The organism is Achromobacter sp. UBA4530, from assembly GCF_002388205.1.
Lineage (GTDB): Bacteria > Pseudomonadota > Gammaproteobacteria > Burkholderiales > Burkholderiaceae_B > Achromobacter > Achromobacter animicus.
The window spans coordinates 268,517-294,771 of the sequence record NZ_DGMA01000008.1 but is presented as its reverse complement, the minus strand read 5'-3'; the positions used below and the strand labels follow the sequence as shown (position 1 = coordinate 294,771).

General features: G+C 63.0%; 29 protein-coding genes. 13 read left to right on the top strand and 16 right to left on the bottom strand.

What is annotated here, in order from left to right; translation table 11 throughout:
- Nucleotides 1–105 precede the first annotated feature (105 nt).
- The 5 genes from B2W22_RS08195 to B2W22_RS08175 all read left to right on the top strand — a co-directional run bounded on the left by B2W22_RS08195 (nt 106) and on the right by B2W22_RS08175 (nt 5,782).
- The gene (locus B2W22_RS08195) at nt 106–1,023 is read left to right on the top strand and encodes a LysR family transcriptional regulator (protein ID WP_286937149.1); all 918 of its coding nucleotides are present in this window, start codon (nt 106–108) and stop codon (nt 1,021–1,023) included.
- Between the two features lie 66 nt (nt 1,024–1,089).
- Nucleotides 1,090–2,562: a M20 family metallopeptidase gene (locus B2W22_RS08190; RefSeq protein ID WP_062841085.1), complete on the top strand. Its 1,473-nt coding sequence runs from the start codon at nt 1,090–1,092 to the stop codon at nt 2,560–2,562.
- Between the two features lie 69 nt (nt 2,563–2,631).
- Nucleotides 2,632–3,189 (top strand): DUF1415 domain-containing protein, encoded by a 558-nt coding sequence (locus tag B2W22_RS08185; RefSeq protein WP_175121149.1) that lies wholly within the window; start codon nt 2,632–2,634, stop codon nt 3,187–3,189.
- 283 nt (nt 3,190–3,472) lie between these two features.
- On the top strand, nt 3,473–4,462 hold the full coding sequence (locus B2W22_RS08180) for a Bug family tripartite tricarboxylate transporter substrate binding protein (RefSeq protein ID WP_175136183.1): 990 nt from the start codon (nt 3,473–3,475) through the stop codon (nt 4,460–4,462).
- 24 nt (nt 4,463–4,486) lie between these two features.
- A complete protein-coding gene (locus B2W22_RS08175) occupies nt 4,487–5,782 on the top strand; it encodes an acyl-CoA thioesterase/bile acid-CoA:amino acid N-acyltransferase family protein (RefSeq protein ID WP_175121151.1) in 1,296 nt (431 codons plus the stop codon).
- Nucleotides 5,783–5,844: 62 nt separating this feature from the next.
- Here the strand turns inward: B2W22_RS08175 and B2W22_RS08170 are convergent, their stop codons facing one another.
- Entirely contained in the window at nt 5,845–6,429 is a 585-nt protein-coding gene (locus B2W22_RS08170) for a YceI family protein (RefSeq protein ID WP_175136185.1), read from the bottom strand.
- 146 nt (nt 6,430–6,575) lie between these two features.
- Complete coding sequence (locus tag B2W22_RS08165; protein WP_286937144.1) at nt 6,576–7,040, bottom strand: MarR family winged helix-turn-helix transcriptional regulator; 465 nt, start codon at nt 7,038–7,040, stop codon at nt 6,576–6,578.
- Nucleotides 7,041–7,094: 54 nt separating this feature from the next.
- Here B2W22_RS08165 and B2W22_RS08160 point away from each other — a divergent pair, with 54 nt between their 5' ends.
- Nucleotides 7,095–7,568 carry a cupin domain-containing protein gene (locus B2W22_RS08160; protein WP_175136186.1) on the top strand — a complete coding sequence of 158 codons (474 nt, stop codon included), beginning with the start codon at nt 7,095–7,097 and terminating at the stop codon, nt 7,566–7,568.
- Between the two features lie 178 nt (nt 7,569–7,746).
- Here the strand turns inward: B2W22_RS08160 and B2W22_RS08155 are convergent, their stop codons facing one another.
- From B2W22_RS08155 to B2W22_RS08130, 6 genes are all read right to left on the bottom strand, one after another.
- Nucleotides 7,747–9,048 (bottom strand): UDP-N-acetylglucosamine 1-carboxyvinyltransferase, encoded by a 1,302-nt coding sequence (locus B2W22_RS08155; RefSeq protein ID WP_286937141.1) that lies wholly within the window; start codon nt 9,046–9,048, stop codon nt 7,747–7,749.
- 141 nt (nt 9,049–9,189) lie between these two features.
- Entirely contained in the window at nt 9,190–9,546 is a 357-nt protein-coding gene (locus B2W22_RS08150) for an SH3 domain-containing protein (RefSeq protein WP_175121155.1), read from the bottom strand.
- A complete protein-coding gene (locus B2W22_RS08145; protein ID WP_286937138.1) occupies nt 9,543–10,022 on the bottom strand; it encodes a hypothetical protein in 480 nt (159 codons plus the stop codon). Before B2W22_RS08145 ends, B2W22_RS08150 begins: the two co-directional genes overlap by 4 nt.
- A gap of 22 nt (nt 10,023–10,044) precedes the next feature.
- Entirely contained in the window at nt 10,045–10,419 is a 375-nt protein-coding gene (locus B2W22_RS08140; RefSeq protein WP_286937137.1) for a hypothetical protein, read from the bottom strand.
- Nucleotides 10,420–10,895: 476 nt separating this feature from the next.
- Entirely contained in the window at nt 10,896–11,378 is a 483-nt protein-coding gene (locus B2W22_RS08135) for a nucleoside deaminase (protein ID WP_286937136.1), read from the bottom strand.
- Between the two features lie 57 nt (nt 11,379–11,435).
- A complete protein-coding gene (locus B2W22_RS08130; protein WP_175136195.1) occupies nt 11,436–12,029 on the bottom strand; it encodes a BPSL1445 family SYLF domain-containing lipoprotein in 594 nt (197 codons plus the stop codon).
- 216 nt (nt 12,030–12,245) lie between these two features.
- Here B2W22_RS08130 and B2W22_RS08125 point away from each other — a divergent pair, with 216 nt between their 5' ends.
- Complete coding sequence (locus B2W22_RS08125; protein WP_286937135.1) at nt 12,246–13,292, top strand: hypothetical protein; 1,047 nt, start codon at nt 12,246–12,248, stop codon at nt 13,290–13,292.
- Between the two features lie 3 nt (nt 13,293–13,295).
- Here B2W22_RS08125 and B2W22_RS08120 read toward each other — a convergent pair whose 3' ends face one another.
- The 3 genes from B2W22_RS08120 to B2W22_RS08110 form a co-directional block, all read right to left on the bottom strand.
- Complete coding sequence (locus B2W22_RS08120) at nt 13,296–13,874, bottom strand: hypothetical protein (RefSeq protein ID WP_175121160.1); 579 nt, start codon at nt 13,872–13,874, stop codon at nt 13,296–13,298.
- Between the two features lie 140 nt (nt 13,875–14,014).
- Entirely contained in the window at nt 14,015–14,758 is a 744-nt protein-coding gene (locus B2W22_RS08115) for a DUF899 domain-containing protein (protein ID WP_414631949.1), read from the bottom strand.
- Between the two features lie 204 nt (nt 14,759–14,962).
- Entirely contained in the window at nt 14,963–15,862 is a 900-nt protein-coding gene (locus tag B2W22_RS08110) for a LysR family transcriptional regulator (RefSeq protein WP_175136198.1), read from the bottom strand.
- A 112-nt stretch (nt 15,863–15,974) separates the two neighbouring features.
- Here B2W22_RS08110 and B2W22_RS08105 point away from each other — a divergent pair, with 112 nt between their 5' ends.
- The gene (locus B2W22_RS08105) at nt 15,975–17,003 is read left to right on the top strand and encodes an NADP-dependent oxidoreductase (RefSeq protein ID WP_286937129.1); all 1,029 of its coding nucleotides are present in this window, start codon (nt 15,975–15,977) and stop codon (nt 17,001–17,003) included.
- A 28-nt stretch (nt 17,004–17,031) separates the two neighbouring features.
- On the opposite strand, the gene B2W22_RS08100 is transcribed toward B2W22_RS08105, so the two are convergent.
- Together B2W22_RS08100 and B2W22_RS08095 are read right to left on the bottom strand one after the other, a co-directional pair.
- Nucleotides 17,032–17,454, bottom strand: a complete 423-nt coding sequence (locus tag B2W22_RS08100) for a hypothetical protein (protein WP_175121164.1) — start codon at nt 17,452–17,454, stop codon at nt 17,032–17,034.
- A gap of 45 nt (nt 17,455–17,499) precedes the next feature.
- Nucleotides 17,500–19,392, bottom strand: a complete 1,893-nt coding sequence (locus B2W22_RS08095; RefSeq protein WP_286937126.1) for a DUF4157 domain-containing protein — start codon at nt 19,390–19,392, stop codon at nt 17,500–17,502.
- A gap of 167 nt (nt 19,393–19,559) precedes the next feature.
- Here B2W22_RS08095 and B2W22_RS08090 point away from each other — a divergent pair, with 167 nt between their 5' ends.
- The 4 genes from B2W22_RS08090 (at nt 19,560) to B2W22_RS08075 (ending at nt 22,304) form a co-directional block, all read left to right on the top strand.
- Nucleotides 19,560–20,168: a hypothetical protein gene (locus B2W22_RS08090; protein ID WP_175121165.1), complete on the top strand. Its 609-nt coding sequence runs from the start codon at nt 19,560–19,562 to the stop codon at nt 20,166–20,168.
- Between the two features lie 139 nt (nt 20,169–20,307).
- Nucleotides 20,308–20,520, top strand: coding sequence for a hypothetical protein (locus tag B2W22_RS08085; RefSeq protein WP_175121166.1), 213 nt, complete (start codon nt 20,308–20,310; stop codon nt 20,518–20,520).
- Between the two features lie 626 nt (nt 20,521–21,146).
- A complete protein-coding gene (locus B2W22_RS08080) occupies nt 21,147–21,554 on the top strand; it encodes a hypothetical protein (protein ID WP_286937123.1) in 408 nt (135 codons plus the stop codon).
- 39 nt (nt 21,555–21,593) lie between these two features.
- Nucleotides 21,594–22,304: a hypothetical protein gene (locus B2W22_RS08075; RefSeq protein ID WP_286937121.1), complete on the top strand. Its 711-nt coding sequence runs from the start codon at nt 21,594–21,596 to the stop codon at nt 22,302–22,304.
- A gap of 159 nt (nt 22,305–22,463) precedes the next feature.
- Here B2W22_RS08075 and B2W22_RS08070 read toward each other — a convergent pair whose 3' ends face one another.
- A complete protein-coding gene (locus B2W22_RS08070) occupies nt 22,464–22,697 on the bottom strand; it encodes a hypothetical protein (RefSeq protein ID WP_286937119.1) in 234 nt (77 codons plus the stop codon).
- A 365-nt stretch (nt 22,698–23,062) separates the two neighbouring features.
- Between B2W22_RS08070 and B2W22_RS08065 the strand changes: the two genes are divergently transcribed.
- Entirely contained in the window at nt 23,063–24,283 is a 1,221-nt protein-coding gene (locus B2W22_RS08065; protein WP_286937116.1) for a hypothetical protein, read from the top strand.
- A gap of 434 nt (nt 24,284–24,717) precedes the next feature.
- On the opposite strand, the gene B2W22_RS08060 is transcribed toward B2W22_RS08065, so the two are convergent.
- Nucleotides 24,718–25,272: an SMI1/KNR4 family protein gene (locus tag B2W22_RS08060; RefSeq protein ID WP_286937114.1), complete on the bottom strand. Its 555-nt coding sequence runs from the start codon at nt 25,270–25,272 to the stop codon at nt 24,718–24,720.
- Between the two features lie 24 nt (nt 25,273–25,296).
- Entirely contained in the window at nt 25,297–26,145 is an 849-nt protein-coding gene (locus B2W22_RS08055; RefSeq protein WP_286937344.1) for a class I SAM-dependent methyltransferase, read from the bottom strand.
- Nucleotides 26,146–26,255 lie beyond the last annotated feature (110 nt).

Here is a 26,255-nt window from a genome sequence, read left to right as displayed (position 1 = left end):
TTGTGCAAAATGCGCACCTGTTGTGCCGAAAAGGCACAGCCGATGAGCCGCTGGCCAACACGCATCCAGCCCCGGACAGACATGGGGCGGGGCAGGAGAAGACGCATGGACATCAAATGGCTGGAAGACTTCGTCGCGCTGTCGAAGTCGCGCAACCTGTTTCAGGCCGCGGAGTCGCGCAACGTGACGCACCCGGCGTTCGGGCGCCGCATCAAGGCGCTTGAGGATTGGGCGGGTGTGCCGCTGGTCGAACGCGGCCACCAGGTGTCCACGCTGAACGCCGCGGGCCGTAGCGTGCTGGCCGCCGCCATCGACGTGCTGGACATCCTGCACGAGACGCGCGAAGCGCTGCAGAAGCCCGAACAGGAACGCGCCCGCAAGATCACCATCGCGTCAGGCAAGACGCTGGCGCACTCGGTGCTGCCGGGGCTGATGGCCGGCGTGCAGCGCAGCCTGCCCGCGTTTCAGTTGAGGGTGATCACCACGACGCTGAATTACGGCGTGGATATGCTGGGGGATGGCGAGGTCGATTTCCTTTTGTGCCATGCCCACGAACCGCTGTACGCCAAGATCGACAATCCCAATTACCGTTGCCGGCGCGTGGGCGCCGACAAGCTGGTGGCCGTGAGCGCGCCCGTGGCGCCCGGCGGCCGTCACCCCCGGTACGCGGTGCCCAAACTGGCGTCCGACCCGCCCGTGCCTTTCCTGGCCTACGCCGACAGCATGTCGCTGGGCCGCATCCTGCACGACAAACTGCGCGGCCTGTGCGAGGTGCCGCTGCTGCAAACCACCTACGAGTCCGACCTGGCCGACGCGCTGCACGCCATGGCGCGCCAGGGTTTCGGCCTGGCCTGGCTGCCGCACACGCTCGTCGAACCCGACCTGCGTGACGGCCGACTGGTCCGCGCCGACGGCGCCCGCAACGACATCCATATGGAAATCCGCCTGTACCAGTCGGTCGGCAACACCAAGCCCCTGGCCCGCGAGGTGTGGAGCCGCATCGAGGCATACGCAGCCAAATAACGCCGTTTGCCCGCGCAGGCATAAAATAGCGATTTGCCCCTTTCCCGCACACAGGAAGCCAGCGCCATGAACGCACGCATCCCCGAAGACGCATTGCCGCCCACCCTTGATCCCAAAGCCCTCCAGGACTTCGTGGACGACAAGTGGGACAACGAGATCATCCCCGCGCTGACCGACTACATCGCCATTCCCGCCAAGAGCCCGGCGTTTGACGCCGACTGGGAAAAGAACGCGTTCATCGAGCGCGTGGTGCGCGATGCGGCGCAGTGGGTCGAAGCGCAGAAGGTCTCGGGCCTGAAGCTGGAAGTGGTGCGCCTGCCGGGCCGCACGCCCGTCATCTTCTTTGACGCGCCCGCCACCCGCAGCGACAACGGCGACACCGTGTTGCTCTACGGCCACCTGGACAAGCAACCTGAATTCTCGGGCTGGCGAGCCGGACTCGGTCCGTGGACGCCCAAGTACGAAGACGGCAAGCTCTACGGCCGCGGCGGCGCCGACGACGGCTACGCCGTGTACGCTTCGCTGACCGCCATCATGGCGCTGGACAAGCAGGGCATCCCGCGTCCGCGCTGCGTTGGCATCGTCGAGACCTGTGAAGAATCCGGCAGCTACGACCTGCTGCCGTACGTCGACGCGCTGCGCGACCGCCTGGGCAACGTGGCCCTGGTGGTGTGCCTGGATTCCGGCGCCGGCAACTACGACCAGCTCTGGATGACCACGTCGCTGCGCGGCATGGTGTCCGGCACGCTGGAAGTCCAGGTCCTGGACGAAGGCGTCCATTCCGGCGACTCCAGCGGCGTCGTCCCGTCCTCGTTCCGCATTCTGCGCCACCTGCTGGACCGCCTGGAAGACAGCGGCACCGGCCGTCTGCTGCCGCAAAGCCTGCACTGCGAAATCCCCGCCGAACGCATCGAACAGGTCAGCGCCACCGCGCGCATCCTGGGCGACGAAGTGTGGCGCCGTTTCCCCTGGAGCTGCGGCGCCGACGGCGGCTTCGTGCTGCCCATGACCACTGAACCCGAACAGGCGCTGCTGAACCGCACGTGGCGCCCGACGCTGTCGGTGACCGGCGCCGAAGGCCTGCCGCCGCTGTCCAGCGCGGGCAACGTGCTGCGCCCGCGCACCGCCTTCAAGCTGTCGCTGCGCCTGCCGCCGCTGGTGGACGCGGTGGCCGCCTCGCAGGAAATCAAGGAACTGCTCGAAGCCGACGCGCCCTACAACGCCAAGGTCATCTTCAAGGCCAACGAAGGCGCCGCCACCGGCTGGAATGCGCCCGCCACCGTGCCGTGGCTGACGCAGGCCCTGGACGCCGCTTCGCAGCAGTACTACGGCGCACCCTGCGGCTACATCGGCCAGGGCGGCACGATTCCGCTGATGAGCATCCTGCAAAAGGGCTTCCCGCAGGCGCAGTTCATGGTGTGCGGCGTGCTGGGTCCCAAGTCCAACGCGCACGGCCCCAACGAATTCCTGCACGTGCCGTACGGCAAGAAGCTCACCGCCGCCGTGGCTCAGACCATGGCCGCCATGCCGGCCGCTTGACCTGCACGCGTGCCACGCAGAGCGCGGGGCCTTCGGCCTTGCGCTCTTTCTATTTCCAGGACTGATTCCATGATTTCCACTTCCGATGCCTATGCCAATGTGGTCGCAGAAACCCGCCACTGGCTGAACCAGGCGGTGATCGGCCTGAACCTCTGTCCCTTCGCCAAGGCGGTGCAGGTCAAGGACCAGATCCGCTTTGCCGTCAGCGACGCCACCGACGCCGAGGGCGTGCTGACCGACCTGCAGGACGAGCTGGCGCTGCTGGCTGAAACCGATCCCGACAAGATCGACACCACGCTGCTCATCATCCCCGACGCGCTGGACGACTTCATGGAGTTCAACGACTTCGAAGACCTGTCCGACCGTCTGCTCAAGCGCATGCGTCTGGTGGGTGAGTTGCAGGTGGCCACCTTCCACCCGCAATTCCAGTTCGCCGACACGCAGCCGGACGACATCGAGAACTACACCAACCGCTCGCCGTATCCCATCCTGCATCTGCTGCGCGAAGACAGCATCGACCGCGCGGTGGAGTCGTTCCCGGATGCCGCCGAGATCTACGAGAAGAACATCGACACGATGAACAAGCTCGGGCTGGAAGGGTGGAAAAAGCTGATGACGAAGGCCTGATCGGCGGGCCTTGATTGGGCCTGGATTGGGCCGCGACTCGGCCCACATCAAGTCCCCGCATCGGGTTCGGCATCGGGTCCCGCATCGGGCCCCTTATCGCGTCCATCACCCAGGATGTTACCGGGATATCCCTAGATAGCCCGTCGGTTGTATTGCATACAACATACGATCATTGTGACCGTCGCCGATCGGCGGCGGCCTGTACGTCCTTCCCCTTTTCATTGTCTTGCCTCGCGGCCCCCGTCGGCCGCGCGTTGGCCTTTGCCTTTGTCTGGAGAGCCGTATGCGATTCACCCGCCGTCATGCCCTGGGCGCGCTTGCCGCCTTGCCGTTGATCTCGCGCCCGGCCTGGGCCCAGCAGAACGCCTTTCCGACGCGTCCCGTGCGTCTGCTGGTGGGCTTTGCGCCCGGCGGGCTGACCGACATTGCCGCGCGCGCGCTGGCCGACCGCATGGGCAAGACCCTCAAGCAGAACGTCGTCGTTGAAAACCGCCCCGGCGGGCAGGCCATCATCGCCACCGTCGCAGTGGCGCGCGCCGAGCCCGACGGCTACACGCTGGGCTTTGCCGGCACCAACGGCATGATTCTCAACCCCTTGCTTTACAACAATCTGCCGTACCAGCCATCGGACTTCAAGCAATTGGGATCCATGGGCAAATCGCCCATGCTGCTGATCGTGCATCCCGACCTGGGCGTGAACACCGTGCAGGAGTTCATTGACCTGGCCAAGAAAAAGCCCAACGACATCACCTGCGCGCATGCCGGCCGCGGCGTCATCAATCATCTCGCGCTGCTGCATTTCCAGTCGAAGACCGGCACGCAATTCCAGGACGTGCCCTACAAGGGCAGCGGTCCGGCGCTGTTGGACCTGATGGCGGGCACCGTGCAAAGCACGTTCGACTTCCCGACCTCGGCGCTGCCCAACATCAAGTCCGGCAAATTGAAAGTGCTGGCCGTCACTGCGGACAAGCGGCTGTCCAGCCTGCCCGATGTGCCGACGATGAAGGAAGCGGGCGTCGACGACTTCGAGCTCTACACCCGCATGATGATCTCCGGCCCCGCCGCCATGCCCGCCGACGTCGTGAAGACGCTGGAGCACGCCGTGCGCGAAGGCACGCGCGATCCCAGCCTGGTCCAGCAATTCGCGGAGCAGGGCGTGGCCGTGGAGTTCACGTCGTCCGCCGATCTGGACAAGGTCATCGCCGACGAATCCGCCATGTGGGCGCAGGTCATCAAGGCCAACGGTGTGCCCAAGACCGACCTGAAGGCATAAGGCCGCGACGGCAAGGAGACGACAGTGACACAGCCCCGTATCACCGTAACGCCCGAACGCGCGCTGATCGACGTCGAGCGCGACATCCGCATCGAAGGCTTTCCGGCTTATGCCTTTATCACCGTCACGGCCAGCATGCACATGTGCGGCGCGGCGTGGCGCTCGGAGGCCGTGTTCGTGGCCGGCCACGACGGACGGCTGGACTTGCGGCGCGATAGCCCGGTGTCCGGCTCGTACGCCGAGCCATCGGCCATGGGCATCGTCTGGTCCATGGTGTGCCAGGACATGGACCGCGTGGTGTTTCCGCCCGACAGCACGGATGCGCTGACCGTGCACCTTCACGCCACGAATGGTGCGCTGTCGGCCGAGGCCACTTTGGTGCAGGACTTCCTGGCGGACGGTGTCACGCACCGGTCCGTGCGCGAAGAGGTGGACGGCATGTCGCTGTCCGGCGAACTATTCGTGCCGGCCGGACCCGGCCCGCATCCCGTCGTGGTCTACATGAACGGCTCGTCGGGTGGCGTCAACGCGCCCCGCGCCGCGCTGTTTGCCGCTCGCGGCTATCAATGCCTGGCGTTGGCGATCTTCAACTACGACGGCCGTCCGAAGTACTTGAACGACATGCCGCTCGAATACTTCGAAGCCGCCCTGAAATGGGTCCGCAAATCGCTGCAGCCGCGCGACGGCTTCGTGGCGGTGTCGGGCATCAGCCGGGGTGGAGAGACATCGTTGCTCGTTGCCTCGCATTTCCCCGACTTGGTCAGCGCGGTCGTCGCGTACGTGCCGTCGCCCGTGATGCACGGCGTGGTCAGCGCCGGCGCGCCGGGCACGGGCCGCGATGCCCAGGTCTGGACCCGGCATGGCGAGCCCCTGCCGCACCTGTGGCAAGACAACGCCACGGCCGACTGGAACGCCGCCTATGCCTCCGAGCCGCCGTATCGCCAGACCCTGGCATTCCTGAGCGCCACGCGCGATGCTTCGGCCTTCGAGCGCGCGCGCATTCCCGTCGAAAACTATCCCGGTCCGGTCATGCTGGTCAGCGCGTCGGACGACGGCTTCTGGCCCAGCACCGCGTATTCCGAAATGGTGGTGAGGCAGCGACAGGCGTTCGATCTGCCCACGAACCACTACGTCTGCGCCGGGGCGGGCCACCATGTCCACTATCCCTGCCTGCCCGCCACGCTGATCAACAAACCGCACGCGATGTCGGGACTGCTGCTGGATGCGGGCGGCACGCCGTCTGCCAATGCTGCGGGGAACGAAGGATCGTACCGGGCAGTACTGGATTTCCTGGCGCAGGCTCGGGCTGGGCAAGGGTAGGGCATCCCGCGCGCAACAAAAAGGACCGGCAGTGCCGGTCCTTAACTCTGCCCACGTCAGCATCACTGCTGGCGGATGGCCTCGACCTGGATCTTCAGCTTCACCTCCGGCTTGAAGCCCATGTCCAACCCGAAATTCATGCCAAAGTCCTTGCGGCTGAATTCCGTGGAGACATCGGCGCCGCAGACCTCGCGCTTGATCATCGGGTGATCGATGCACTTGAAGTCGTCGATATCAAGCTTCACCTGGCGCGTGACGCCGCGCAGCGTCAGGTCGCCCGTGGCTTCCTCCGGCTTGTCGCCGTCGAACTTGGTGAACTTGCCCTTGAACGTGGCGGTGGGGTACTTGGCTGCGTCGAAGATATCCGGCGCGATCGCGTGCTGGTTCATTTCGTCGTGGCCGAAGTCCACCGACTTGATGTCCACGGTGACTTCCAGGGTGCCGGTGCGCGCCGCGCGGTCCAGCACGACCACGCCGCTGGACTGGTTGAACTTGCCCCGCCAGGTCGACAGGCCGCCAAAGTGATCGGCCTCGAAGCTGGGGTACGTGTGCGAGGGATCAAGGTCATACGTGACCGGCGCGGCGGTCGCGGCGAAGGTCATCGACAGCGCACTTGCGCCCAGCAACAGGGACGGGATCAACTTCATTGCGGCTCCTTGTGGATGGCGTTCAAGCATGCCGGCGATGGGTCGCCTGCGTGCCGGAAAGACAAGACAATAACATTCAGTTCCGTGTCAGCAGTGCGGCGTAAATCAAAAATCCGCAGCGCGTTGTGACGCATCGTTCCATGGCATCAATCCACCTTGCCCAGCCACGCAGACAGATCCTGCAAGGTCTCGCGCAGCGCGTTGAAGCGCTGCTCGCCCAGGTGGTCTTTCCATTCCCGTTCGACGTCGGTCACGCAACTGCGCATCAGCACGTACATCTGCTGGCCCTTATCCGTAAGCTGCAGCTCTGTCGAATTTGACGCGGCGCCCGGCCGGCGCAGCAGATAGCCGCGCCGCTCCAGTTCCGCCAGCACGTAGTTCATCGCCTGGCGCGACATATTGCATTGGCGGGCCAGCTCGATCGGCCGGCGCCCATGCGGACCGGGATACATGAAGACGCCGAGTTCGGTCAACGACACGTCGAATCCCTGCGCGTTGACGGTCGACAGCATGCGCGCGACCACGTGTTCGCGCGGCAGCCGCAGCAACGAACCGATCATCGGCAGGCCCGCTTGCGGTTCGGATGCGGCGCTATTTTTTTTGCTGGACATGGCGTAAAAAATTTGTACACTGGCACGTAAAGTAACTTTACACGGGAGTATGCCATGAACGTAGCGCAAGCATTCGATGCAGAAGAAGTGATCCGCGTGGGCCAACTGGAAATCCGCTATCTCCAGCCAAGCGGGCGGGGGAACCGCATGGGGGCGTTTGAATTGTGTGTGCCGCCCGGCTCGAACGTGCCGCCGCCGCATAGCCACGACAACGAGGAATTGATTTACGTGCTTGAAGGCACGCTGCGCTTTACCGTCGGCGCAGAAACGCGCGACCTTCGTCCCGGCGATTCGATGACCACGCCGACCGGTGTGGCCCATGCATTCAGCAACCCGCACGCGGTCATGGCCAAGGCGCTGGTGATCAACACGCCGGAAATCAGCGCGGATTACTTCCGCGAGATGGCGGCGCTGATCAACGGCGGCGGGCCGCCGGACAAGGCCCGGATGATGGAGACGATGAAGCGGTTCGGCCTGACGCCGATCGCGCCGGCGCCGGCGCCTGCTGTTGCGGCGGCGGCGGGTTGACCGCGCGCGTGATCGGCGCAGCGTTCCGGGCAGCATCGCTGGCATCCTCTGGCGGCCGGTGAGCGCGCAAAAAAAGGGCGTCGCCAGGACGCCCTTTTTCGGTTGATTCGACTTCGATTGCTTCAGTTTCGGTCGCTATCGCCTCAGTCGATTCAGCTTCGGCTGATGAATCCTCGGCTTACTCGTCGTTCGCCCACTCGACCTGCACGCCCAGGCTGCGCAGGTTCTCGACAAAGCGCGGATGGGCGCGTCGGATCGGCGTGGCGTTGCGAATCTCCGAACGTCCCTTGATGCTGCTGGCCACCATGAACAGCGCGATCGCCACGCGGATGATGTAGGGGCTTTCGACCACGCCTGGCGTCAGCGGATTGCCGCCAAACGTCACCACGCGGTGCGGGTCCGACGAGAACACGTGCGCACCAAATTTGGACAGCTCGCCCGTCCAGCCCAGCGCGCCGTCATAGACCTTGTTCCAGAACATCGCATTGCCCTCGGCGCACACGCCCAGCGCAATGAAGATCGGCAACAGGTCCACCGGAAAGTAAGGCCAGGGCGCCGCCTCGACCTTGGTCAGCACGTTGCTGGTGAACGGCGTCTGCACCTTCAAAGGCCCGTCCCGCAGCGCGCGGGACCAGCCGTCCTTGTGCTCGATTCGCACGCCGAACTTGGCGAACGTGCGGTCGATCAGCGGAAAATTGCCCGGCGTGCGATTGCGCACCACCACGTCGCCGCCCGTGATCGCGCCCAGCGCGAGGAAGGTCGTGATCTCGTGGAAATCTTCTTCAAACGTGAACTCGCCGCCGCCCAGACGCTTGCCGCCGCGCACCACCAGCCGCGACGTGCCGATGCCGTCGATATCGGCGCCCATCATCGCCATGAACCGGCAGAACTCCTGCACGTGCGGCTCGGACGCCGCATTGGTCAACGACGACTCGCCTTCAGCCGCGGCCGCGCACAACACGAAGTTCTCGGTCGTGGTCACGGACGCATAGTCCAGCCAATGATGCGTGGGCTTGAGCGGACTGCTCGCGCGCACCAGCAGTGACCCGCTGGCGCGTTCCACCTGGCCGCCGAACGATCGGAAGATGTCCACGTGGGGATCGATCTCGCGCACCCCCAGCGTGCATCCCTTGACGTTGTCCTCCAGCCGCGCCACGCCAAAGCGCGCCAGCAGCGGCGGCACCAGCATGATCGACGAACGCATCTCCTCGGGCAGCCGGTGGTTTGCCGCATCGAAAACCGTGTTCTTGTGATGCAGCGCCAGCGTGCGCGTCGCATCGTCCAGCCGGACGTCACTGCCCAGCGTGCGGAAGATGTCCAGGATCTTGCGCACATCGGTGATGTCCGGCACCCCATGCAATGTCAACGGCTGATCGGTCAGCAGCGTGGCGCACAGGATCGGCAGCACCGCGTTCTTGTTGGCCGAAGGGACGACGCGGCCGCGCAAAGGCGTGCCGCCGTGGACGATGAGGTTGGACATGGGGATGGGACTGCCGGGAAAGAAATAGGGGAGAGCGCGGGGATTGTACCGGGGTCTTTCCCAGGACCATTTGGACGAAAGGCGGCTAAACGTTTCAAACTGCAATACCGGCGCCGGGAAATAGGACGCGCCGCACGGTTGTCAGTCTTCGATCTTGCGCACCAGTGTCAGTGGCACCCAGCCGCTCTGGCCGTCCGATAGCCGGCTGCACCACATCCAGCCATTGAGTTGCTCCGAGCCGGCCAGCTCGTCGCCTTCGTCCACGTCCAGTTCCCTCGCGGTATAGGCGCGTAATGCGCGGCCTTGCCCCGCGTCGATCCTGTCGATGATCTGGCCCGGAACCCAGCCTCCGGAATGCCCCGACGTCGTGCAGAAGTACCAGTTGTCCCAACCTTCGGGCCCTTTGTACTGTTCTCCGACCGTCAGCAGCGTGCCTTGTGCGAAGGTGATCGGTTCCGGATATTCGCTGCGGTGTTGACCGAGCGCGACATATCTCATGCAGACTTATCCCGATTCTTCCGGATCAGCACCGCGCCGCCGATCGTCAGCACCAGACCGCCGCCGATGTACGGCAGGCCAAAGATCAGCAGGGTAAAGAACAGCGCCGTATTGGCATCCCGCGCGCCGGCGCCGCCGCCGGTGTGCATCGCAGGATCGATCTGCAGCATGGCAATCGCCGCTGTCAGCAGCAACATCACCCCCAGCGTCGCGCAGCCCCAGCCGAACAGACGGCGCAGGTTGGCAATGCGCGCCAGCGCCACGGCCGACACGACGGCCACCAGGACATAGAGGACCACGCTGGCCATTGCGACCCGATCCAGCAGAGCCGAATCCAGTGGCTCAGCACCTGCCCCCGCGCTCGGATATACGCCGAACACCGCCAACAACAGCGGATTGGTGATGCCAAAGCTGGCGCTTCCGATCAGCAATCCGAAGACGACGCTGACGAGCCATTTGATTGCGGTGGGTGGCATGGGGCGGGTCGCTTCTGAAAGGTCAGTAGTAGATGTCGACGTAATCGGTCAGGCCGCCGCACGCTTCCATCTGCTGCATGCGCCAGTACTTGCGCTTGCCGGTCGCCTTGAACTCGTAATCGCCCGTGCGTTCGCAGCGGCGGCCCTTGTCCGGCGCGTCCAGGATCAGGATAGTGCCACGCAGCACGAAGCTGTCGCGGCCAATGGAGACGACCTCGCCTTTGACCTTCAAGGTGCCTTCGTGGTTGGCCTGCGTACCTTCCAGGCGCACGACGTCGTTGTCGTCGATCGCGTTCATTTTGCCGCGCTTGGCGGACCACAGCCATTGCAGCGTCACGCCGCTGTTGTTCAGGAGCCGTTCGTAGGCGGCCTGGTCGTTGATCTGGGTTTTTTGCACGGGCGCCAGGGAGCCGCCGGTTTGCTGAACGGGCGCTTGCTGAGCAGGAGCCTGTTGCGCGGGTGCCCTTTGCACCGGAGCTTGCTGAGCGGGGGCCCGCTGGGCCGGGGCTTGCTGCGGGGCCGGGGCCTGATTGCCCGAGTTGGCGCGCGGGGGCAGGATGGCTGCGCCAGGATCCTGTTGCGCGAAGGTGGGGGCAGAGGCGAATGCCAGGCCCAACGCGAGAAGCAGATTTCCGGACTTGCGTTTGATTCCCAAGGCACGGGCAACGTGAGTTTGCATGGTCTGTATCAAGAGAGGAGAGGGATGCGCCGTCTTTCGTCTTGATGGGACCGGTCGTCGACCCTGACCCCGATTACGGCACGGGCGCCAAATTATCACGCCCGTGCGCGCAAATAATTGCGGTATCTAGCGCAGCTGTATCCATTCGTTAGCTGGAAAACAGAATGCTTCACCGAACCGCGAGCCGATGCTCGTCAAGCCCTGCGCCGCACATTCTCTTCATGAAGCGCGCGCACCTGTTCGACGAATTCCGGCACGGGCCCTTCGGCCTCGATGCCATTGACCACTTCGGAGATGGGCAGAGGCCGCACGGCCGACGGTGGCACGCCCCAACCGCGCATCCATTCGGCGTACTGGGCCGACGACACGGCGTAGACGATCCGGCCAAGTCCCACCCAGCCGTGCGCCGCGGAACACATCGAACAGTGCTCGCCGGACGTGTACACCGTGCAGGCCGCACGCTCGGCTTGCGGCACATTGTTGGCGGCCCAGCGGGCAATCTCGAATTCCGGATGCCGCGTACGGTCGCCGCTGGAGACGTGGTTGTGGTCTTCAAACAGCACCCGCCCGTCGCCCGACACCAGCACCGATCCAAACGGCTGGTCGCCCGCATCGAGCGCCTGTCGGGCCAGCTCGACGCAGCGTGCCAGGTGCTTCTTGTCCTCTTCGGTAATCACGCGTGATCTCCTTGTCAAAATCGAGGCCGGCGCGGACCTCCCGCGCCGGCGCAGTCGCTACAGCAGCAGCGGCGAAATCTTGCTGCCATCCACCGACACGCCCGCCATCAGGCCGCCGTTGTTCATCACGAAGCCGACGATGGGTTGCTGCGCGGTGTTGGAATCGATGCTGCCGTTGACGCCCACGTTGGCCACGGCGACGGTCGCGTCCGCGCCGATGGTCCAGCCGCTGCTGGCCCGGAACTTGGCCAGCGCGTCGTCCGTCATGAAAAGCAGCACCATCGCCTTGGACTGCGCGCCCGCCTGAAAGCCGATGGATCCGCCCGTAATGCTGTAGTAGCCCTTGTCCTGACCGCTGACCTGCAGCACGCCTGTCCCATGCTGGGCGCCCACGATGAAGCTGGCGCTCAGCACCGCCGGAAACACCAGGACGCCTCGGGCGCGTTCCACGAGTTGCCGTGATTGCGGCGAGGATTCATACAGCTTGGACAGCGTGGCCGCCGTGGCGGCATCCAGTTCCTGACGCTTTTCGGCGGCGGTGGCCGTAGCCCGCGAATCCGTCGTGGTGCAGCCCGCAAAAAGAAAACCTGCCATGCCCAACGTGATGGCGGCGACGGCAGTCCTGCGGAATTTCGAAGTGATATCAAGCATTTGCGCTTCCTTTTTGTGGGTGACCAACGAGGTACATCAAATCATCTCCTGGCTGGAGATTACCCCGGCTCGCGCGAGGAGGCGACGGGTGTAGGCCGTTCGGGGTGAAAAAGTGTTTGCTTCCGGGTCGGTCGCGAGCGCTTGCGGTGCCCGGTTCTGCCGGCTCGTCGAATCCACTCAGCGCAAGACCGAATCCCCTCGGTTTAACATCGCGCCATGCTTCTCATCATCTTTCTCTGGATCGCACTCGCGATCGTGGTCGGCTTCATGGCCAAGCGTCGCGGGCGCAATGGCATTGGGTGGGCCTTGCTTGCCGGCCTGATCAGTGCGCCGGTCGCGGGCATTTTCCTCAAGCGCATTCCCAACCGGTCGCCGCTCGCCAGCCAGCCGCTTCTTTCCACGCATATCGAATGCCTGCATTGCGGCGAGCGCATTCTGCGTGAGGCGCGCGTGTGCCGGCATTGCGGCGGCGACGTGACCGACGCGGGTCTGACGGCCGTACGGCAAGCGATGCCTGTCGGGTACTGGTTCGACCTGCCCGACCCCGCATTCAAGCTGATGCGGACTGCGGACCGCGTGGCGTTGATAAAGCCTGTTCCGCCGTGGATCGTGGTGGACCAGTCGCTTGACTCCATCGTTATTGGCAGCCGCTGGCCCGGAAAGCTCTGGCGCGTGCGCGTCGAGAAGCAGGGTGATATGTCCGATCTGGTTGCGCAGCCGGGCTACTGGCGCGCCAGTGCCATCGAATTGCTGGAAGCGTTGCCGTTGTCGGTGCTGTTCGGCCCGAAGGGCGAGGCGGTGCTGGAGATCATCGCGCAGATCAATACGCTGTCGCGCAGCGAGGCGCAGGCGCTGGCCGACAACCTGCCGGAGAACGCCTGGATGGCCTACAGCCGCGCGTGGATGCGCTGGTCGCAAGAGGACGGCGAGTCGGCTGCGGATGAAGAAAGCAATTGGCGCGGCGCGTTGGCCGCCACGCGGCGGGGCGACAAGGCCCGGTCGCCGGTTCACTCCGGCTTTCTGCTGATCCACAGCCAACTGCGGCAGCGCGCCGAGCAACTGGACGGCGGCAACGCGTTTACCTTGATCGAGGAAGACGGCGAGACCGAACAGGTGTTGAAGCCGATGTGGCAAGCGGCTTGCGATGCGCTGCTGTTTGCCGCGATGGCGCGCGCCGCGCCGCAGTATGTGTCCGACGAGGACGCGGTCACGTTGCTGCACGCTTGGACCCGCGTGCTCAGTCGTGAAAGCGAGCGCGCTTGAGATTCACCACATCGATTCGTTCAGGATCTTCCGGGCACGCTTGAACGTGATGACCGCTGCGCCGGCCGCCAGAATCAGTGCGATCCACCCGTTCATGTTGAATTTCATCTTGCGCGCGTAGTTCGCGTCGTGCACCAGCTTTGCATCGACCAGCGTTTCACCGTTCTTGCGCACGCCATAAACCCGGACGGGAATGGCCATGTTGTACTGAAGCGCAATCGTGCTGTCGGCAAGCTGCGCATCGTTTTCCTGCACCGCAAACTCTACTTGCTCTCCCTCGGTATACGGAACCCTATAGGTCGCTTCATAAAACTTGAACACCATGTAGGGATAGTTGCCTGAATACACGCAGAGCGCGCCATAGTGCTCCCACCGCCCGCGAATCTTCGCCCGGGTGTCGCAGCTTGCCACCTTGTCCACCCGCAGGCTGATCGTGTTCAGCTTCGCGGGGTCATAGGGCAGACGGACGTCTTTTGCCGCGTTGAAGCAGTAGATGGCGACGCCGGCAAGCACCAGCGCGGCAATTGCGGGAAGTCGGCAAGGCAGGAGGGCGCGTTTCCAGTCAGCCAGCTCACTGCTCATGCTGGCTGACTCGGGAACGCGAACGGCGGTTGTTGGGGCCTTGGTCGATTTTCATGACGCGCGCTGCAGAATTTGCGAGCGCTGATTTTAAACAGGCGCTGAAGTAAGCGTTGAATCACGCGCGCTGCTGCGACGCCTTCCTACTTCGGATCGCAGTGATTCCGGAACGCCTTCTCGCCCGCGTCGGAGACCTCGACCCACTTCTGATCCGGCGGCGCATCCTGCACATAGCTGTCGTGCCAGTTCCACCACTTGTACGGCGGCGTCTGCGGATAGCCCGCAGGGGAATCTTCCCAGGTCTCCTGCCGTCCCAGCGGCGTGATGTCCAGGTAGTTCCACGTGCCGCCCATCTGCTCGTCGCCACGGTTGTTCAGGAAGTAAGTGCGATAAATGCGGTCGCCGTCGCGAAAGAACACGTTGGTGCCGTGCCATTCGTCCACGCCGAAGTCCGCATCGAAGCCGTCGGTCAGCGTGAACCACGGCATCGTCCAGCCCATGCGCGCCTTCAGCCGTTCAATGTCCGCCTGCGGCGCGCGGGACACGAAGACCAGCGTCGTGTCGCGGGCGTTCAGGTGTGCCAGATGCGCAACCTGGTCCGCCACCATCGAACAGCCTCGGCACGCGTGGTCCGGCCAGCCGAATACGCCCGGCTCGTGAAACGCGCGGTAGACGATGAGTTGCCGGCGGCCGTCGAACAGGTCGCGCAGCGTGACCTTGCCGGACGGGCCATCAAAGACGTATTCCTTGTCCACCGCCGTCCAGGGCATGCGGCGGCGCTCGGCAGCCAGCGCGTCGCGGGCGCGGGTGTGGGCCTTTTCCTTGATGAGCAGTTGTTGGCGGGCGGCTTCCCAGTCTTCAGCGGATACGACCGGGGGCGTCTGCATGGCGGCGTGGGCGCCGTCGCCTGCGGATGCTGGGGGTGTGGTCATGGGGTGATCCTTCTGGTGTCTGTAGTTCCCGTGCGCCCTGTTCGGGCGGGGGGAATGGGAACAGTGTGGCACCGGGAGGGGCGGGACAGGAGTAACAAATCTGGCGCGAAACTGCGCCAGACGCGTGGCGCCCGATGTGCGCGATCCGTTCGTTCTGCGTCAGGCGGTGATGAGCGCCGCCTCCCGCGGTATGGCCTGCGCCGTCCACCCCCGAAGGCTTTCGCGCAACAGCGACACGGCGGCCTGGCCGCTTTCGTTCAGACGATGCGCCGCGTACAGGCCAAATTGCGCGCTCAGCGGCAACGCGCCTTCATCGCCGATGGAAATCACGCGCATCGTGTCGGGCCGCAGACATTCGTTCGTCAGCAAGGCCACGCCTAGGCCGTTCTCGACAGCCGCGATCGTGGCGCCCACGTTGTGACTGGTCAGCGACACCCGAAAATCCCGCCCCGACGCCGTCAGCGCATCAAACGCCAGCCGGCGCCAGGAGCACGGTTCGGCATAGACGATCACGTCCAGCGGCTGGTCCGGGTCCAGGGTTTCGTCGATGCCGCAAACCCAGTGCAGATCCACGGTCCAGGACTCGATGGGTTCATCGACAAAGCCGACGCAGGCGCCCACCGCCACGTCCAGCGTGCCGTCCTGCCAACGCGCGGCAAGCCGCTCGCCGTCGTCGATGACAACGTCCAGATGCAGATTGGGACACGCGCGCCGCAGGCGGCCCAGCGCCGCCGGCAAGGCGGCCACCGCCACGTCCTCGGACAGCCCGATGCGAACGCTGCCGGCGACCGCGCGCTCGCGCAGCCGCGCTGCGGCCGCCTCGCCCAGCGCGAGGATGCGGTTGGCGTAACTGAGCAGCACCTCGCCCTCGGTGGTGGGCGCCATGCCGCGGCCGGTGCGATGCAGCAGCCGTTTGCCCACCATTTCCTCCAGACGGCGGATCTGCGTACTGAGCGCCGATTGCGCGCGGCCGGATTGGTCCGCTGCGCGGCTCAGGCTGCCGTAGCGGCAGACGGCGACAAAGGTGCGGAGCAGGGCAGGGTCGAAATCGGCTGACATTATCAATACCTGAAATCTGGTTTACGAGATATCAGTCTAGCTGTAACCCTGGCGCGTGCCTAGGATGACCCTTGTCGCGAAATGTCCGACTCAACTCAAGGAACCATCCACCATGACACACCCCCAAAACCTACGCGTCGTCCTCGCCTCCCGGCCCGTCGGCCGCCCCAAAGCCACCGATTTCCGCGTCGAACGCGTGCCTGTTCCGGAACCGGCCGACGGTCAGCTGCTGCTGGAAGTTCAGACCCTGTCGCTGGATCCCTACATGCGCTGGCGCGTCAGCGACGAAAAATCCTACGCCACGCCCATGGAAATCGGCGATGTGATGGTCGGCGGCACGATTGCCCGTGTTCATACGTCGCGCCATCCCGACTGGCGCGAAGGCGACATCGTCCTGTCGTCTGCCGGCTGGCAACGCTACGCGCTGTCCGACGGTACCGGCCTGCGCCGGCTCGATCCCGCGAACGCGCCGCCCTCGACCGCGCTGGGCGTGCTGGGCATGCCGGGTCTGACGGCCTATGTCGGGCTGCTGAACATCGGCCAACCCAAGCCAGGTGAGACCGTCGTCGTCGCGGCCGCGAGCGGCGCGGTGGGTTCCGTCGTCGGCCAGATTGCACGCATCAAGGGCGCGCGCGTCGTGGGCATCGCGGGCGGGCCGGAGAAGTGCGCCTTTGTGAAGGAAGAGCTGGGCTTTGATGTTGTCGTGGACCACCATGCGCCGGATTTTGCGCAGAAGCTGGCCGAAGCCTGCCCTGACGGCATCGACGTGTACTTTGAGAACGTCAGCGGCCATGTGTGGGATGCCGTGCTGCCGCTGCTGAACGACTTTGCCCGCGTGCCGGTGTGCGGCCTGATCGCCAATTACAACGACGGCCCCGCCGACCGGAGCGGTCCCGACCGCCTGCCCGCCACCATGCGCGAAATCCTTTCGCGGCGTATCACCATGAAGGGGTTCATCGTGTTCGATTTCCCGAAGGAACAGGAAGACGAGTTCCTGAACGTGGCCGGGCAGTGGATCCGCGAGGGCAAGCTGCGGTGGCGCGAGGATGTGGTCGAAGGTCTTGAAAATGCGCCCGAAGCGCTGATCGGTCTGCTCGAAGGCAAGAACTTCGGGAAGCTGGTGGTGCGAGTGGGGGATTGACGCACTGGCGGTCTGGCATTCAGGCGGCCTATTGGCCGATCGTGCGCGCCTTGCTGCGCCGCGCCTTCGGCTTGGGCGCCACGCCCAGGCGCGGATCGCGCGCAACGGCCAATGCCGCCAGCGTTGCCGCAGTCGATTCGAAGGACTCGCTCGACTGCGGCAAGTACAGCCACTTGCCCAGCACCGGATGCGGCAAGAGGTCGGGAATGTCCGCCAGCAGCGCCGCATGACGTTCCTGCGACGTGCAGACCATGACCCCGTTCCACGGATCGTCCCGATCGGCGACGATCAGATACAGCAAGCCGTCCAGATACGCGGCGTCGGCGCCGAACATCTTGCGATGCGTGAAGCTTGCGTCGCTTTCGAGCGGCTCAAGAATCCACAGCAGCGAATTGGATTTTGCAGCACGCTGTTTGCGGGGAGGAGCGAAAGGATCGGGCGAGTTGCGCATGGATGGGAAGCGGTCGGGCAGGGCACAGCGACTATGCCACACCGGCTACTGCTCGAACAACGGCGCCAGTGGCAAAAGCGGCCCATACTTCTTCAGCTTTTCCCACGCCTCGGCCGCCTGGCGCAGTTCCTCGTTCTTGCGCGCCTCCTCCAGGATTTCGTCGATTCGCGGCGCCAGTGCGACGGACAGGTCGATGATGTCGTTGGCGGTGTAGCCACGCTCCCAGCGGGCGCGTAACGTCACGTCATCACCCTTGGCCCGCATGGCACGCGTCGCTTCTTTCAGCAGGGCCTTGCGCTGATCCGCATTGAGCCGCTCGGCAAACGAGATGCCCGCCACCAGGCCCTGAACCACGCCTTTCTCCCGATACCCGGTGGTAGCCGCCACCTCGCTCGCGACGCTGCGGCTGATGACCCTGGACGCCAGGTTGTCGCGGATCCAGCTTCGGCTTAACCGCAGCAATCCAGCGCTAAGACCGTGGCCGAAGCCCGTGCGCATCCCTTCCGCGCGCGCCGCTTCCTGCGCCTCGGCGTAGGTCATCGCAAATTGCACCATCAGCATGATCGCGTCCTGCGGGCCGGGCATCAGGAAGTCGGCCACCCAGCCGGCGGCGCTGCCGATCTTGCTCAACGCCGAGGCCGCGCGCCCTTGGACTTTCAGGACCGATCCAGCTTCTTCGGCCAGGGCGGCGGTGGTGGCGGCGGGCGCGGACGCAGCTTTCTTGCCGAAGCGTTGTTCAAATTCCTCCATCCGAGGCGGGCCGGCGGGGACCTTGGGCTGTTCGCCGGGAATGCGGGGTTTGGTGGCGGGTTGTTCGACGGGGAGTTGGGGCAGGGACCCTCTTGGCCGGGGGCGTCCCACGTTATCCGGGTGCTGAACGAACTTTTCGTCGGGTAGCTCGGCTCGCACGGCGGGGTCGCGCATGGTCGATAAGGATCGATAGTGACCCGTGCCATCGTTCCAGGTCTTGACCTTGCCGCTCTCGAAATCCACTTGGCCCGCCCAGTTGACGCGTTCGCCGCGCGCCGCTTCGGTGTGACCATATCCGCCGCCGACCGTTCTCTTCGACTTGACGGCGAAGATCTCGCCGTCTTTCACTACAAAGTCATAGTTGCCGCGCGCCGTGCGGACGTACTTTGGGCCGACCTCCTTCCACGTGCCGTTGACGTTCCTGAGCCGGACGACTTCGCCCGACGATCCCGGCGCCGGCAGATCCCTGGGCAGATTGCCATAGGTCGGACCGCTTGCGTCGCGCTGGAGAAGACGGGCGCCGTGCGCGCTCATCGACGATTGCTGAACCACGTGCGCCAGCTCATGCGCCAGCAGCGCGCGGCCTGCGGTCGTGCCCGGCGCGTACTGACCCGCGTTCAGAACGATGTGATGGCCGACGGTATAGGCCCGGGCGTCAACGGCATTTGCAGAAGCAATCGCCAGCGCATCGGAATGCAGCTGGACGTGGCTGAAGTCGCGCTGGAAACGAGACTCCATGAAGGCGCGGGTATGCGCATCGAGGGGACGGCCTTGGATGGATAGCACGTCGCGAAGGCCAGGAATGTCATCGAGCGATGCCGCGTTGCGCGGCTCGGCCGGCCGCAGAAGCGGGGGCGGTGGAACCGGTGTGGGTTGCAAGGTGGACGGCACGGCGCCGTGCGCCTGGTCGTCTTGGGATTGCGGCATGCGCATCACGTGTCCGGACATGCGATGCGCTTCCTGCTCTGACGCGTCGCCGGGATGACTGATCGCAAGGTGCGTGCCGGGGGGATGCACGGATATCGCGGAGACCGAATGAACCGGACGCCACCGCTGAAGTTTCGTATCGCGCGCAGCCCCATCTGGCGGCGTGCGCGACGCTGCACGCTTATCCGCCGCGTCCCGTTTGCGGCTTGCGGCCGGCCCTTTGTGAACCGCCGCCTTGGGCTTTTGCACGAAAGCGCGCATGGATTCGCTCCGTTCGTTCCGGCGATTATTGTCCTCCTTTGCGGGGTGGCTGAATACGGGCGGGTTTGGTCCGGCACCTATTTCTGTAATACTCCGGCATCACCGTTTCAGTACGCGCTCGTCATTAACTGACATCGCCAAAACCTCACGGCTTTCGGATTCCGCCCATGTCTGAACACCATCAATTCATCTTCCCCCGCGACTTCCACCTGCCGCCGCCCAATTGGCCCGCGTTGGAAGCGCGGCTGCTGGAAGGGGGTTATGTCCTGCCGGCGCATGGCGACACCATTCCCTACCGCGCCAACAACGACGACGGTTTCGACGGAGATGACGCGTCATGGCGCAGCGTCCAATACTGCCTCGGCCCGGCGGCCAGACCCTACCTGAGCGATGCTGTCAGAGAGGATTACGACGCCGATCCCAGACACTTTCCGCTCATGTTGCTGGCCTTCGATGGGCCGAATCCCCGCGTCATGGTCGGCGAAAATCTTTTCGCGCCGAGCGTGCCGGGATCAAACGAACCCGCCATGCCGATGCCAGCCGAGTCGCACATCGACTTCATCGGCGAAGCCTACGAGAACCCGGCCGTCCAATGGCAATGCGAGGAAAGCGGACGCAGTTATCGCATCCTTGAACTCGATTGGCATTACAGCCTGGCGATGGGATTCCGGATGGTGCAATGCGAAGGACTGGATCGCGAGAGTGCGGAAGGGCTGGCGGGCCTGATCGGCGAACTGACGGGTCAGGTCATGGGCTGCAGCCATCGGCATCTATGACTGCGCAGGGGCGTGGACAATCGTCAGCCTACAGCCAGAGACAATTCGAAACGCCGCAGCGCGCCTGCCGACACATCTTCGCCCCTGCACAATGGCATCCTATGTGTGACGAATGCCAGACCCATTCCCAAGGAGCGATATGTCGATTCAAACGTTAAGCCGCTACGGTGTTGTGTTGTTTCTTGCCGCCATGAGTTCGGGCTGCTCGGTCGTCGGCGAGTGCGGATTGCTTCGCAGCAGCTGCGGCTATGAAGGCCAGTACGAATCGGGTGAGGAAGATTACGCGGAAGACGAAGCCAAACGGTTGAATAAACAGTCTTCCGATCGGTTGCGTCGAAGCTCTGGAGACTGACGCGGCCCGCGGCTTGTCTGAATTGGTGAAGGCGTCCTGATCCCGCCACGGTGCAGCTGCGCGGGTACTTGAACGCGACGCGGCCGGGATCGTCGAACACCTGACGCCTCGCCCCGATAGAATGCCCAGCGCCCCGTCAGCGTGGTGCTGGGCAGAATTTCAAAATGCTCTCATTCTGAATAACGCGCTCGGCGTTTTATCTACCGAAGCCGATCATTCATCACGGCCAGTCTGCCAAGTTTCCCAAAAGATTCGAAGTAGTCTTATTTCCGTAATGATTGCCGCGGTGGTTTCATACGCCTGCAGCATGCGATGTGCTGCAGGTGGAAACGCTGATAAATCCATATTCCGTTCCCAGCGAGCGCTCGCTGTAGACCGGCAGCTTCAGATTTCATGATGGTCTGCGGCGAGTAATCTGGATAAAGCAGCGGCGGCTAAATCGCGTTAAAAGTTGGGGCATAGGTAGGGTGACGCAGTTAGCCGATGCCTGGGGCCGTGGCGCAAGTCACGGCCATTTTTTTGCCTGCGAAGAAAAGCGCCCGCAGCAGGATGGCCCGATTTATGACGAGGCCGGGCGCGATACGCCGCCAACCACCTGAGAACGAACGAAAACGCGGTGCCGGTGCATGTACGGCATCTTCTCAATCTCAACTTCGGTGGTACCTATGCAAACAGAACCGGTTTCCGCGCGCTGGACACTCGCGGACTTAGCCAGCACGTGGCGATTTTGGTCGCTGATCGGCGTGTTGATTGCAGCAGCGTATGGGGTGATGGTATTCAGATCAGCATGGCCTTCACTGACCTATGGCAATGAGAAATACCTTGTTCGAGAACTGATCCCATACTTTTGGTATGGCGGAAATTGCTTCGGTATTTTGCTTGGCATCGTTCTGGCACAGGCGAAATCAACTAAAGGCTTGGCAGCAATGGCTGCCGTATGCATGAGCAGCTATGTCATCGCGTGGTTGGTCCTGCCCGAAATGAGCGTTGGGTTCGCTTTGTATCTGGCATTTTTGGGGCAACTCGTTCGATAGGCTCTCGCTTTTGCCATCACCGTCAATCTGGCAGCAGCCATGTCAGACCGATTCGCGTTTGCTGGCGCTTTCGCCGTGTTGACGGCTTTCCAGGTGATGAACGATTGGGGTACTTCCGTGGCGGCGTCGTACACCTTTCATACGCAGGTCGATCATGACCTTTGGGCACTCTACGGCGCAGGTGGGATGGCGACCGTTTTGCTACTGCTGGCGTCGACTCGTGGCCGCTTGTTCGATGAAGCGCCGGCCCCGCGGCACCGGCCGCTCAATCCGACGTTCAGAGAGGGTGTAACGGTATTGATAATCTCTGCCTTACCGTGGGCGGCCTTTGGCGGCGTGACTTGGTTGACCGCGCTGGTCACAATGAGCGGGGAGGCAATCATGTACTGGATGACAGCGGTGTCTGTCGCATTCGTAGTCAGCCTGGCCGCCACCGCATACTGGGTCTACCGAATCCATGGCGAGGTGGCGTATATCCACCAGTCTTCGAAATTGTTCACGCCCAGAGCGGCGCTGCTGTTTTTCCTGTTGGTTCCCCTCGCAACCCCCATTCTCATGTTTACGCTGGGCGTCGTTCTTCGTGAGGCCAGAGCGCTGCGACCTTCCTCAAGTCCCCGCTCTATGGGATGGTTCAATGCGTGGTGCGTCGTGTTTCCGCCAGTTGCCATGGGCATGGTGCAGGATCAGATGAATGAATTGGCGGGAGTCCATGCGGATTCTGATTCCGCATCTTCACCACAGGCCACATAGCAACATGGTAGTTCTGCGCTGACATCGCTGATGATATTACCGGCCGGCGTCGGAGAGCGCGGGCCGGCAGCGCTGGTCCGTACTAATGGACAGGCTTTTCCCCGTTTCCCGACCCGAAGTTTAGCGGTGGCCCGTCAAGCGACTCTTCCAGAATATTTGCTATGTGACGCAGAGGGCTTCAACTCCCCCCAGCAAGTTGGAAGTGACCCAAGGATCTAAGGGTCGGATCTCGGAAGCGTCGGACTCATTGACGCCATTGCCCACAATCCGGGCGATGGCCCAAATGCCTTGGGATGCTCGTTCGATACTCCGAAGATCTGCAAACCGAATGGAGCTGATTTCCGGATCATCCGGCGTCGCCCAGCGGTCAAGGGTGTAGGGGTGGTCGTTCATGAGGTTTCCTCTGTCGTCAAGCCCGCGCCCCGCTGTCAATCGAGGTGGGCGGGCACATGGCCGGGTTGACAGACCGGTGACAAAGGAAACCGGCGCACGCACGCGTGCCCCAGCCAAGGCCCGCCCATAGAGAGGCGTGCGTCAGCCTACGGACATAGAAGCGCCGCTATTGCAGCGGCTGTCCGCCCTTTGTCATTCCGGCTGTCAAACCGGACGATCGTTGTCGCGATCGCAGGGCGAGTATAGGCAGGACGCATGCTGGCAGGAACGCCAAGGGTGGCATTTTCGTCCCTTTTCGATACGAGGGGCAAACAGCACGCGTTGCCGACAAACCAACCTGGAAAGCAGGTCCAGCATTTTCGAAGGTGCCTTATTTCCGCAACGCCTGGCGCAGTGGTTTTAAACGGGCATCTTCTTACGACAACACTGTGCTACTCATGCAGCCAAAATCTGTTTCCGTTCGCTGGACGCTCGCGGACCTCGCCAGTTCCTATCGCTTTTGGGCACTAATCGGCGTTTGGATGCTTACGGCATTTGCATTCGAAGTATTCCTAGAATCCATACCTTGGTTCCGTGCTTTTCCGCACGCAATGCTTTTCTCGTCCGACACAGCGGAACAGATTGCACAAGCCGGTTCCATTTCCGGCTTGCTGCTCGGTATGCTGATCGCGAGCACCAGGACGATACCGCGCATGATCATGCTGTCCGCGATATGCGTGGCCGGCTATCTGGCTGTGTGGCTGAGCCTGGATGCGCCGGTTGACAACCTTCTCGAAGCGCTGATTCTCTCTTTTTCGAAGTTTATTGGGAGCATGGTCAGATCGGCTTTCCTATTGGCCTTGACGCTCATGGTTGCCAGTGTGGTGGTCGATCGCTATGCATTTGGAGGCGCCTTTGTCTTGATATCGGTTTGTGAAATGATTCACTACCATGCAGGCCTCAGCCAAGCCGAATTCGTCTACAGATCAACTACCGCCGGCTATGGGGTACTGGTTAGCATAAGCGCAATGGGGATTGCTCTGATACTGCTGATAACAGTTCGGGCTGGATTTGATGCCCCGCCGGAAGCGCGGCATTGTCCGCTCAAGCCAGTACATCGTCGCGGTAAAAGCGTAAGATGGGTCGCCGCGTTGTTTTGGTCGGTCTTTGGGGCCGGGGTCGCGCTAGGAAGTATTTGGCCGCTACAAATTTTTCACATCGCACTCGGCGTTCCGATTCTCTTCTTAGTCCTAGTCGGAATGACCGCCGCATTCGTTGCGGGCTTGATAGCTACCACCCATTGGTTCTATCGGATTTTTGGTGAGATGGCTTTCGTCCATCCGTCGTCGAAACTATTCACCCCGCGTGCCGCCGCACTGTTTTTTCTGCTGGCGCCGCTGTCTACAGCTCTCCTCCTGTGGTCGCTGGGCGGTGCTTTGAGAGATGCCTGGTCTAAGCGCGGTTCCTCCAGCCGTCGATCCACGAAACGGTTCAACATGTGGTGTGTCGTGTTTCCGCCCATTGCCATTGGCATGGTTCAAGATCAATTGAACGATTTGGCGGATAGCTGCACTCGATCCGACGGCGTGCAGCCCCGAACAACCTGACAGGAAAGAACGATCCGTCTTGCGCTGAGATATCACGGAGAGGTCTGCTGCGCGCTGCTTACCGGGGGCTTTCCTGACGCCGAGCGCGCGAAACGAAGGCTGCCCGAAGTCCGAGACCCGCAGGCAGGATAACAATTGCGAGCCAGCCCGCGTACTCTGCCGCCCATGCCCAACGATATTTCCAGGAGATGAATTCTGGCACCCCGTTGTCGTCAAACCATGGGTCAAACGATATCGCTAGCAGCCCCATTGCGTAGCAAATCACCAATGCGATGAGGGTGGTGGTAAGCGCAGGCGGCGCTTTTTTTAGTGAGCGTCCCTTCGCAACACATGCTAGCCAGATTGCCAGGGTGCCGACAAATACAAGGGGGAAGATAAAGATCATTAACATTTCGCGCACGCCGCCTTGTCCGGGACTTGATTGACTCCCGGTTTCAATACTCCCCCAGAAATTCATCCGGGTCGGCCTCGATCTCTGTGATCGATCCCGCCAGCAGTGCCGCGAAGCTCGGTGCCACCCACGTAATCTGATCCGGGTCGTGCGTGAAAGCGATGATCTGCCCCGGCGTGCCGGTTTCGCTCGGCGAGTGGTCGACCATCAACAGCAGTGTTGCGCCGCCGAAGCTGGCGAAGGGTAGCCATCCGGGGTGAAACCAGCCGTCTCTGATGCGCGCATCGCGCGGCTCTGGTTCTTCGTATCCGACATATCGCGATGCTCGATCCGCCATACGCGCTCGTGCCGCAATCGCCTTTTCCAACGGCAGAAAATCATAAGCCGTCAGATAGCCCGGCTGCATGAACACCGGCTCATCGCGCTCGGCCCCATTGGCACGAAGCCAAGCCTGCCGGGCGTCCGCAGCGATAAGGAAGCCAAGTTCCGCCTCTACCGCTTCCAACACCGATTCCGCCGCGCCCGGGTTGAGGTTTAGCGCGTGACCGTGCGCGTCGCATACCGCTCGAACCCGATCAAGGTATTGAGAAAAATTCATCGGCGCTGGTGGTCCTTTTGCGTATTACGCAGCTTGCGGCAAGAAAAATCGATCTTTCAGTTCCTGTAGGCCGATCCTGTCCAACATCTCGGTCAACCGCTCAGCCGGCTTACGAGTCGGCAGATTCTTGTGTTGCGCAATGATCAGCTCATTCTTCATCGAGTGTTCCCAGCCCACCAGTTCAGTCACGCTGACCTGATACCCATGCGCCTCAAGCTGCAGGCACCGCAGCACATTCGTAATCTGGCTACCGAACTCCCGCGTGTGCAGCGGATGCCGCCAGATCTCGGCAAGCGGATCGGCCAGCGCTTTTGCCTTGTTTTTCCGCAGCACCGAAGCCACTTCCGCCTGGCAGCACGGCACGACCACGATGTATTTGGCTTTCTTCTCCAACGCAAAATGAATTGCGTCGTCGGTGGCGGTATTGCAGGCGTGCAGGGCGGTAACGACGTCGATCGATGCGGGAAGCTTGTTCGAGGTGATCGATTCTGCAACCGAGAGGTTCAGAAACGACATACCGCCAAAGCCCAGCCGCTTGGCCAGTTCCTCCGACGACTTCACCAGTTCTTCCCGCGTTTCGATGCCGTAGATATGCGAGCCGTTCTTCAGCGCCTCGGGCTGATCCTTGAAGAACAGGTCGTACAGGATGAAACCAAGATACGACTTGCCCGCGCCGTGGTCGGCCAGCGTGACGGCGCCGCGTTGCGCTTGGACGTCCTTGAGCAGCGGCTCGATGAACTGGAACAGGTGGTAGACCTGCTTGAGCTTGCGGCGGCTGTCCTGGTTCATCTTGCCGTCGCGGGTCAGGATGTGCAGGGCCTTGAGCAGTTCGATCGACTGGCCGGGGCGGATGTCGTGGGTTTTTTCGGACATGGGGAAAGGCAAAGCGCCCCGCTGGGGCGGGGCGCGTCGAGGTGCGGAAAGAGGCATTTTACCCCTCTGCGTGTTTGACTCCGGCTCTACCTGAGGGCCGGCGCCAGACT

What these genes read in the sequence shown, in the direction of transcription:
- B2W22_RS08195 (WP_286937149.1), top strand. Translation starts at nt 106, where the DNA reads ATGGACATCAAATGGCTGGAAGACTTCGTCGCGCTGTCGAAGTCGCGC.
- B2W22_RS08190 (WP_062841085.1), top strand. Translation starts at nt 1,090, where the DNA reads ATGAACGCACGCATCCCCGAAGACGCATTGCCGCCCACCCTTGATCCC.
- B2W22_RS08185 (WP_175121149.1), top strand. Translation starts at nt 2,632, where the DNA reads ATGATTTCCACTTCCGATGCCTATGCCAATGTGGTCGCAGAAACCCGC.
- B2W22_RS08180 (WP_175136183.1), top strand. Translation starts at nt 3,473, where the DNA reads ATGCGATTCACCCGCCGTCATGCCCTGGGCGCGCTTGCCGCCTTGCCG.
- B2W22_RS08170 (WP_175136185.1), bottom strand. Translation starts at nt 6,429, where the DNA reads ATGAAGTTGATCCCGTCCCTGTTGCTGGGCGCAAGTGCGCTGTCGATG.
- B2W22_RS08165 (WP_286937144.1), bottom strand. Translation starts at nt 7,040, where the DNA reads ATGTCCAGCAAAAAAAATAGCGCCGCATCCGAACCGCAAGCGGGCCTG.
- B2W22_RS08160 (WP_175136186.1), top strand. Translation starts at nt 7,095, where the DNA reads ATGAACGTAGCGCAAGCATTCGATGCAGAAGAAGTGATCCGCGTGGGC.
- B2W22_RS08155 (WP_286937141.1), bottom strand. Translation starts at nt 9,048, where the DNA reads ATGTCCAACCTCATCGTCCACGGCGGCACGCCTTTGCGCGGCCGCGTC.
- B2W22_RS08150 (WP_175121155.1), bottom strand. Translation starts at nt 9,546, where the DNA reads ATGAGATATGTCGCGCTCGGTCAACACCGCAGCGAATATCCGGAACCG.
- B2W22_RS08145 (WP_286937138.1), bottom strand. Translation starts at nt 10,022, where the DNA reads ATGCCACCCACCGCAATCAAATGGCTCGTCAGCGTCGTCTTCGGATTG.
- B2W22_RS08130 (WP_175136195.1), bottom strand. Translation starts at nt 12,029, where the DNA reads ATGCTTGATATCACTTCGAAATTCCGCAGGACTGCCGTCGCCGCCATC.
- B2W22_RS08125 (WP_286937135.1), top strand. Translation starts at nt 12,246, where the DNA reads ATGCTTCTCATCATCTTTCTCTGGATCGCACTCGCGATCGTGGTCGGC.
- B2W22_RS08120 (WP_175121160.1), bottom strand. Translation starts at nt 13,874, where the DNA reads ATGAGCAGTGAGCTGGCTGACTGGAAACGCGCCCTCCTGCCTTGCCGA.
- B2W22_RS08115 (WP_414631949.1), bottom strand. Translation starts at nt 14,758, where the DNA reads ATGCAGACGCCCCCGGTCGTATCCGCTGAAGACTGGGAAGCCGCCCGC.
- B2W22_RS08110 (WP_175136198.1), bottom strand. Translation starts at nt 15,862, where the DNA reads ATGTCAGCCGATTTCGACCCTGCCCTGCTCCGCACCTTTGTCGCCGTC.
- B2W22_RS08105 (WP_286937129.1), top strand. Translation starts at nt 15,975, where the DNA reads ATGACACACCCCCAAAACCTACGCGTCGTCCTCGCCTCCCGGCCCGTC.
- B2W22_RS08100 (WP_175121164.1), bottom strand. Translation starts at nt 17,454, where the DNA reads ATGCGCAACTCGCCCGATCCTTTCGCTCCTCCCCGCAAACAGCGTGCT.
- B2W22_RS08095 (WP_286937126.1), bottom strand. Translation starts at nt 19,392, where the DNA reads ATGCGCGCTTTCGTGCAAAAGCCCAAGGCGGCGGTTCACAAAGGGCCG.
- B2W22_RS08090 (WP_175121165.1), top strand. Translation starts at nt 19,560, where the DNA reads ATGTCTGAACACCATCAATTCATCTTCCCCCGCGACTTCCACCTGCCG.
- B2W22_RS08085 (WP_175121166.1), top strand. Translation starts at nt 20,308, where the DNA reads ATGTCGATTCAAACGTTAAGCCGCTACGGTGTTGTGTTGTTTCTTGCC.
- B2W22_RS08080 (WP_286937123.1), top strand. Translation starts at nt 21,147, where the DNA reads ATGTACGGCATCTTCTCAATCTCAACTTCGGTGGTACCTATGCAAACA.
- B2W22_RS08075 (WP_286937121.1), top strand. Translation starts at nt 21,594, where the DNA reads ATGTCAGACCGATTCGCGTTTGCTGGCGCTTTCGCCGTGTTGACGGCT.
- B2W22_RS08070 (WP_286937119.1), bottom strand. Translation starts at nt 22,697, where the DNA reads ATGAACGACCACCCCTACACCCTTGACCGCTGGGCGACGCCGGATGAT.
- B2W22_RS08060 (WP_286937114.1), bottom strand. Translation starts at nt 25,272, where the DNA reads ATGAATTTTTCTCAATACCTTGATCGGGTTCGAGCGGTATGCGACGCG.
- B2W22_RS08055 (WP_286937344.1), bottom strand. Translation starts at nt 26,145, where the DNA reads ATGTCCGAAAAAACCCACGACATCCGCCCCGGCCAGTCGATCGAACTG.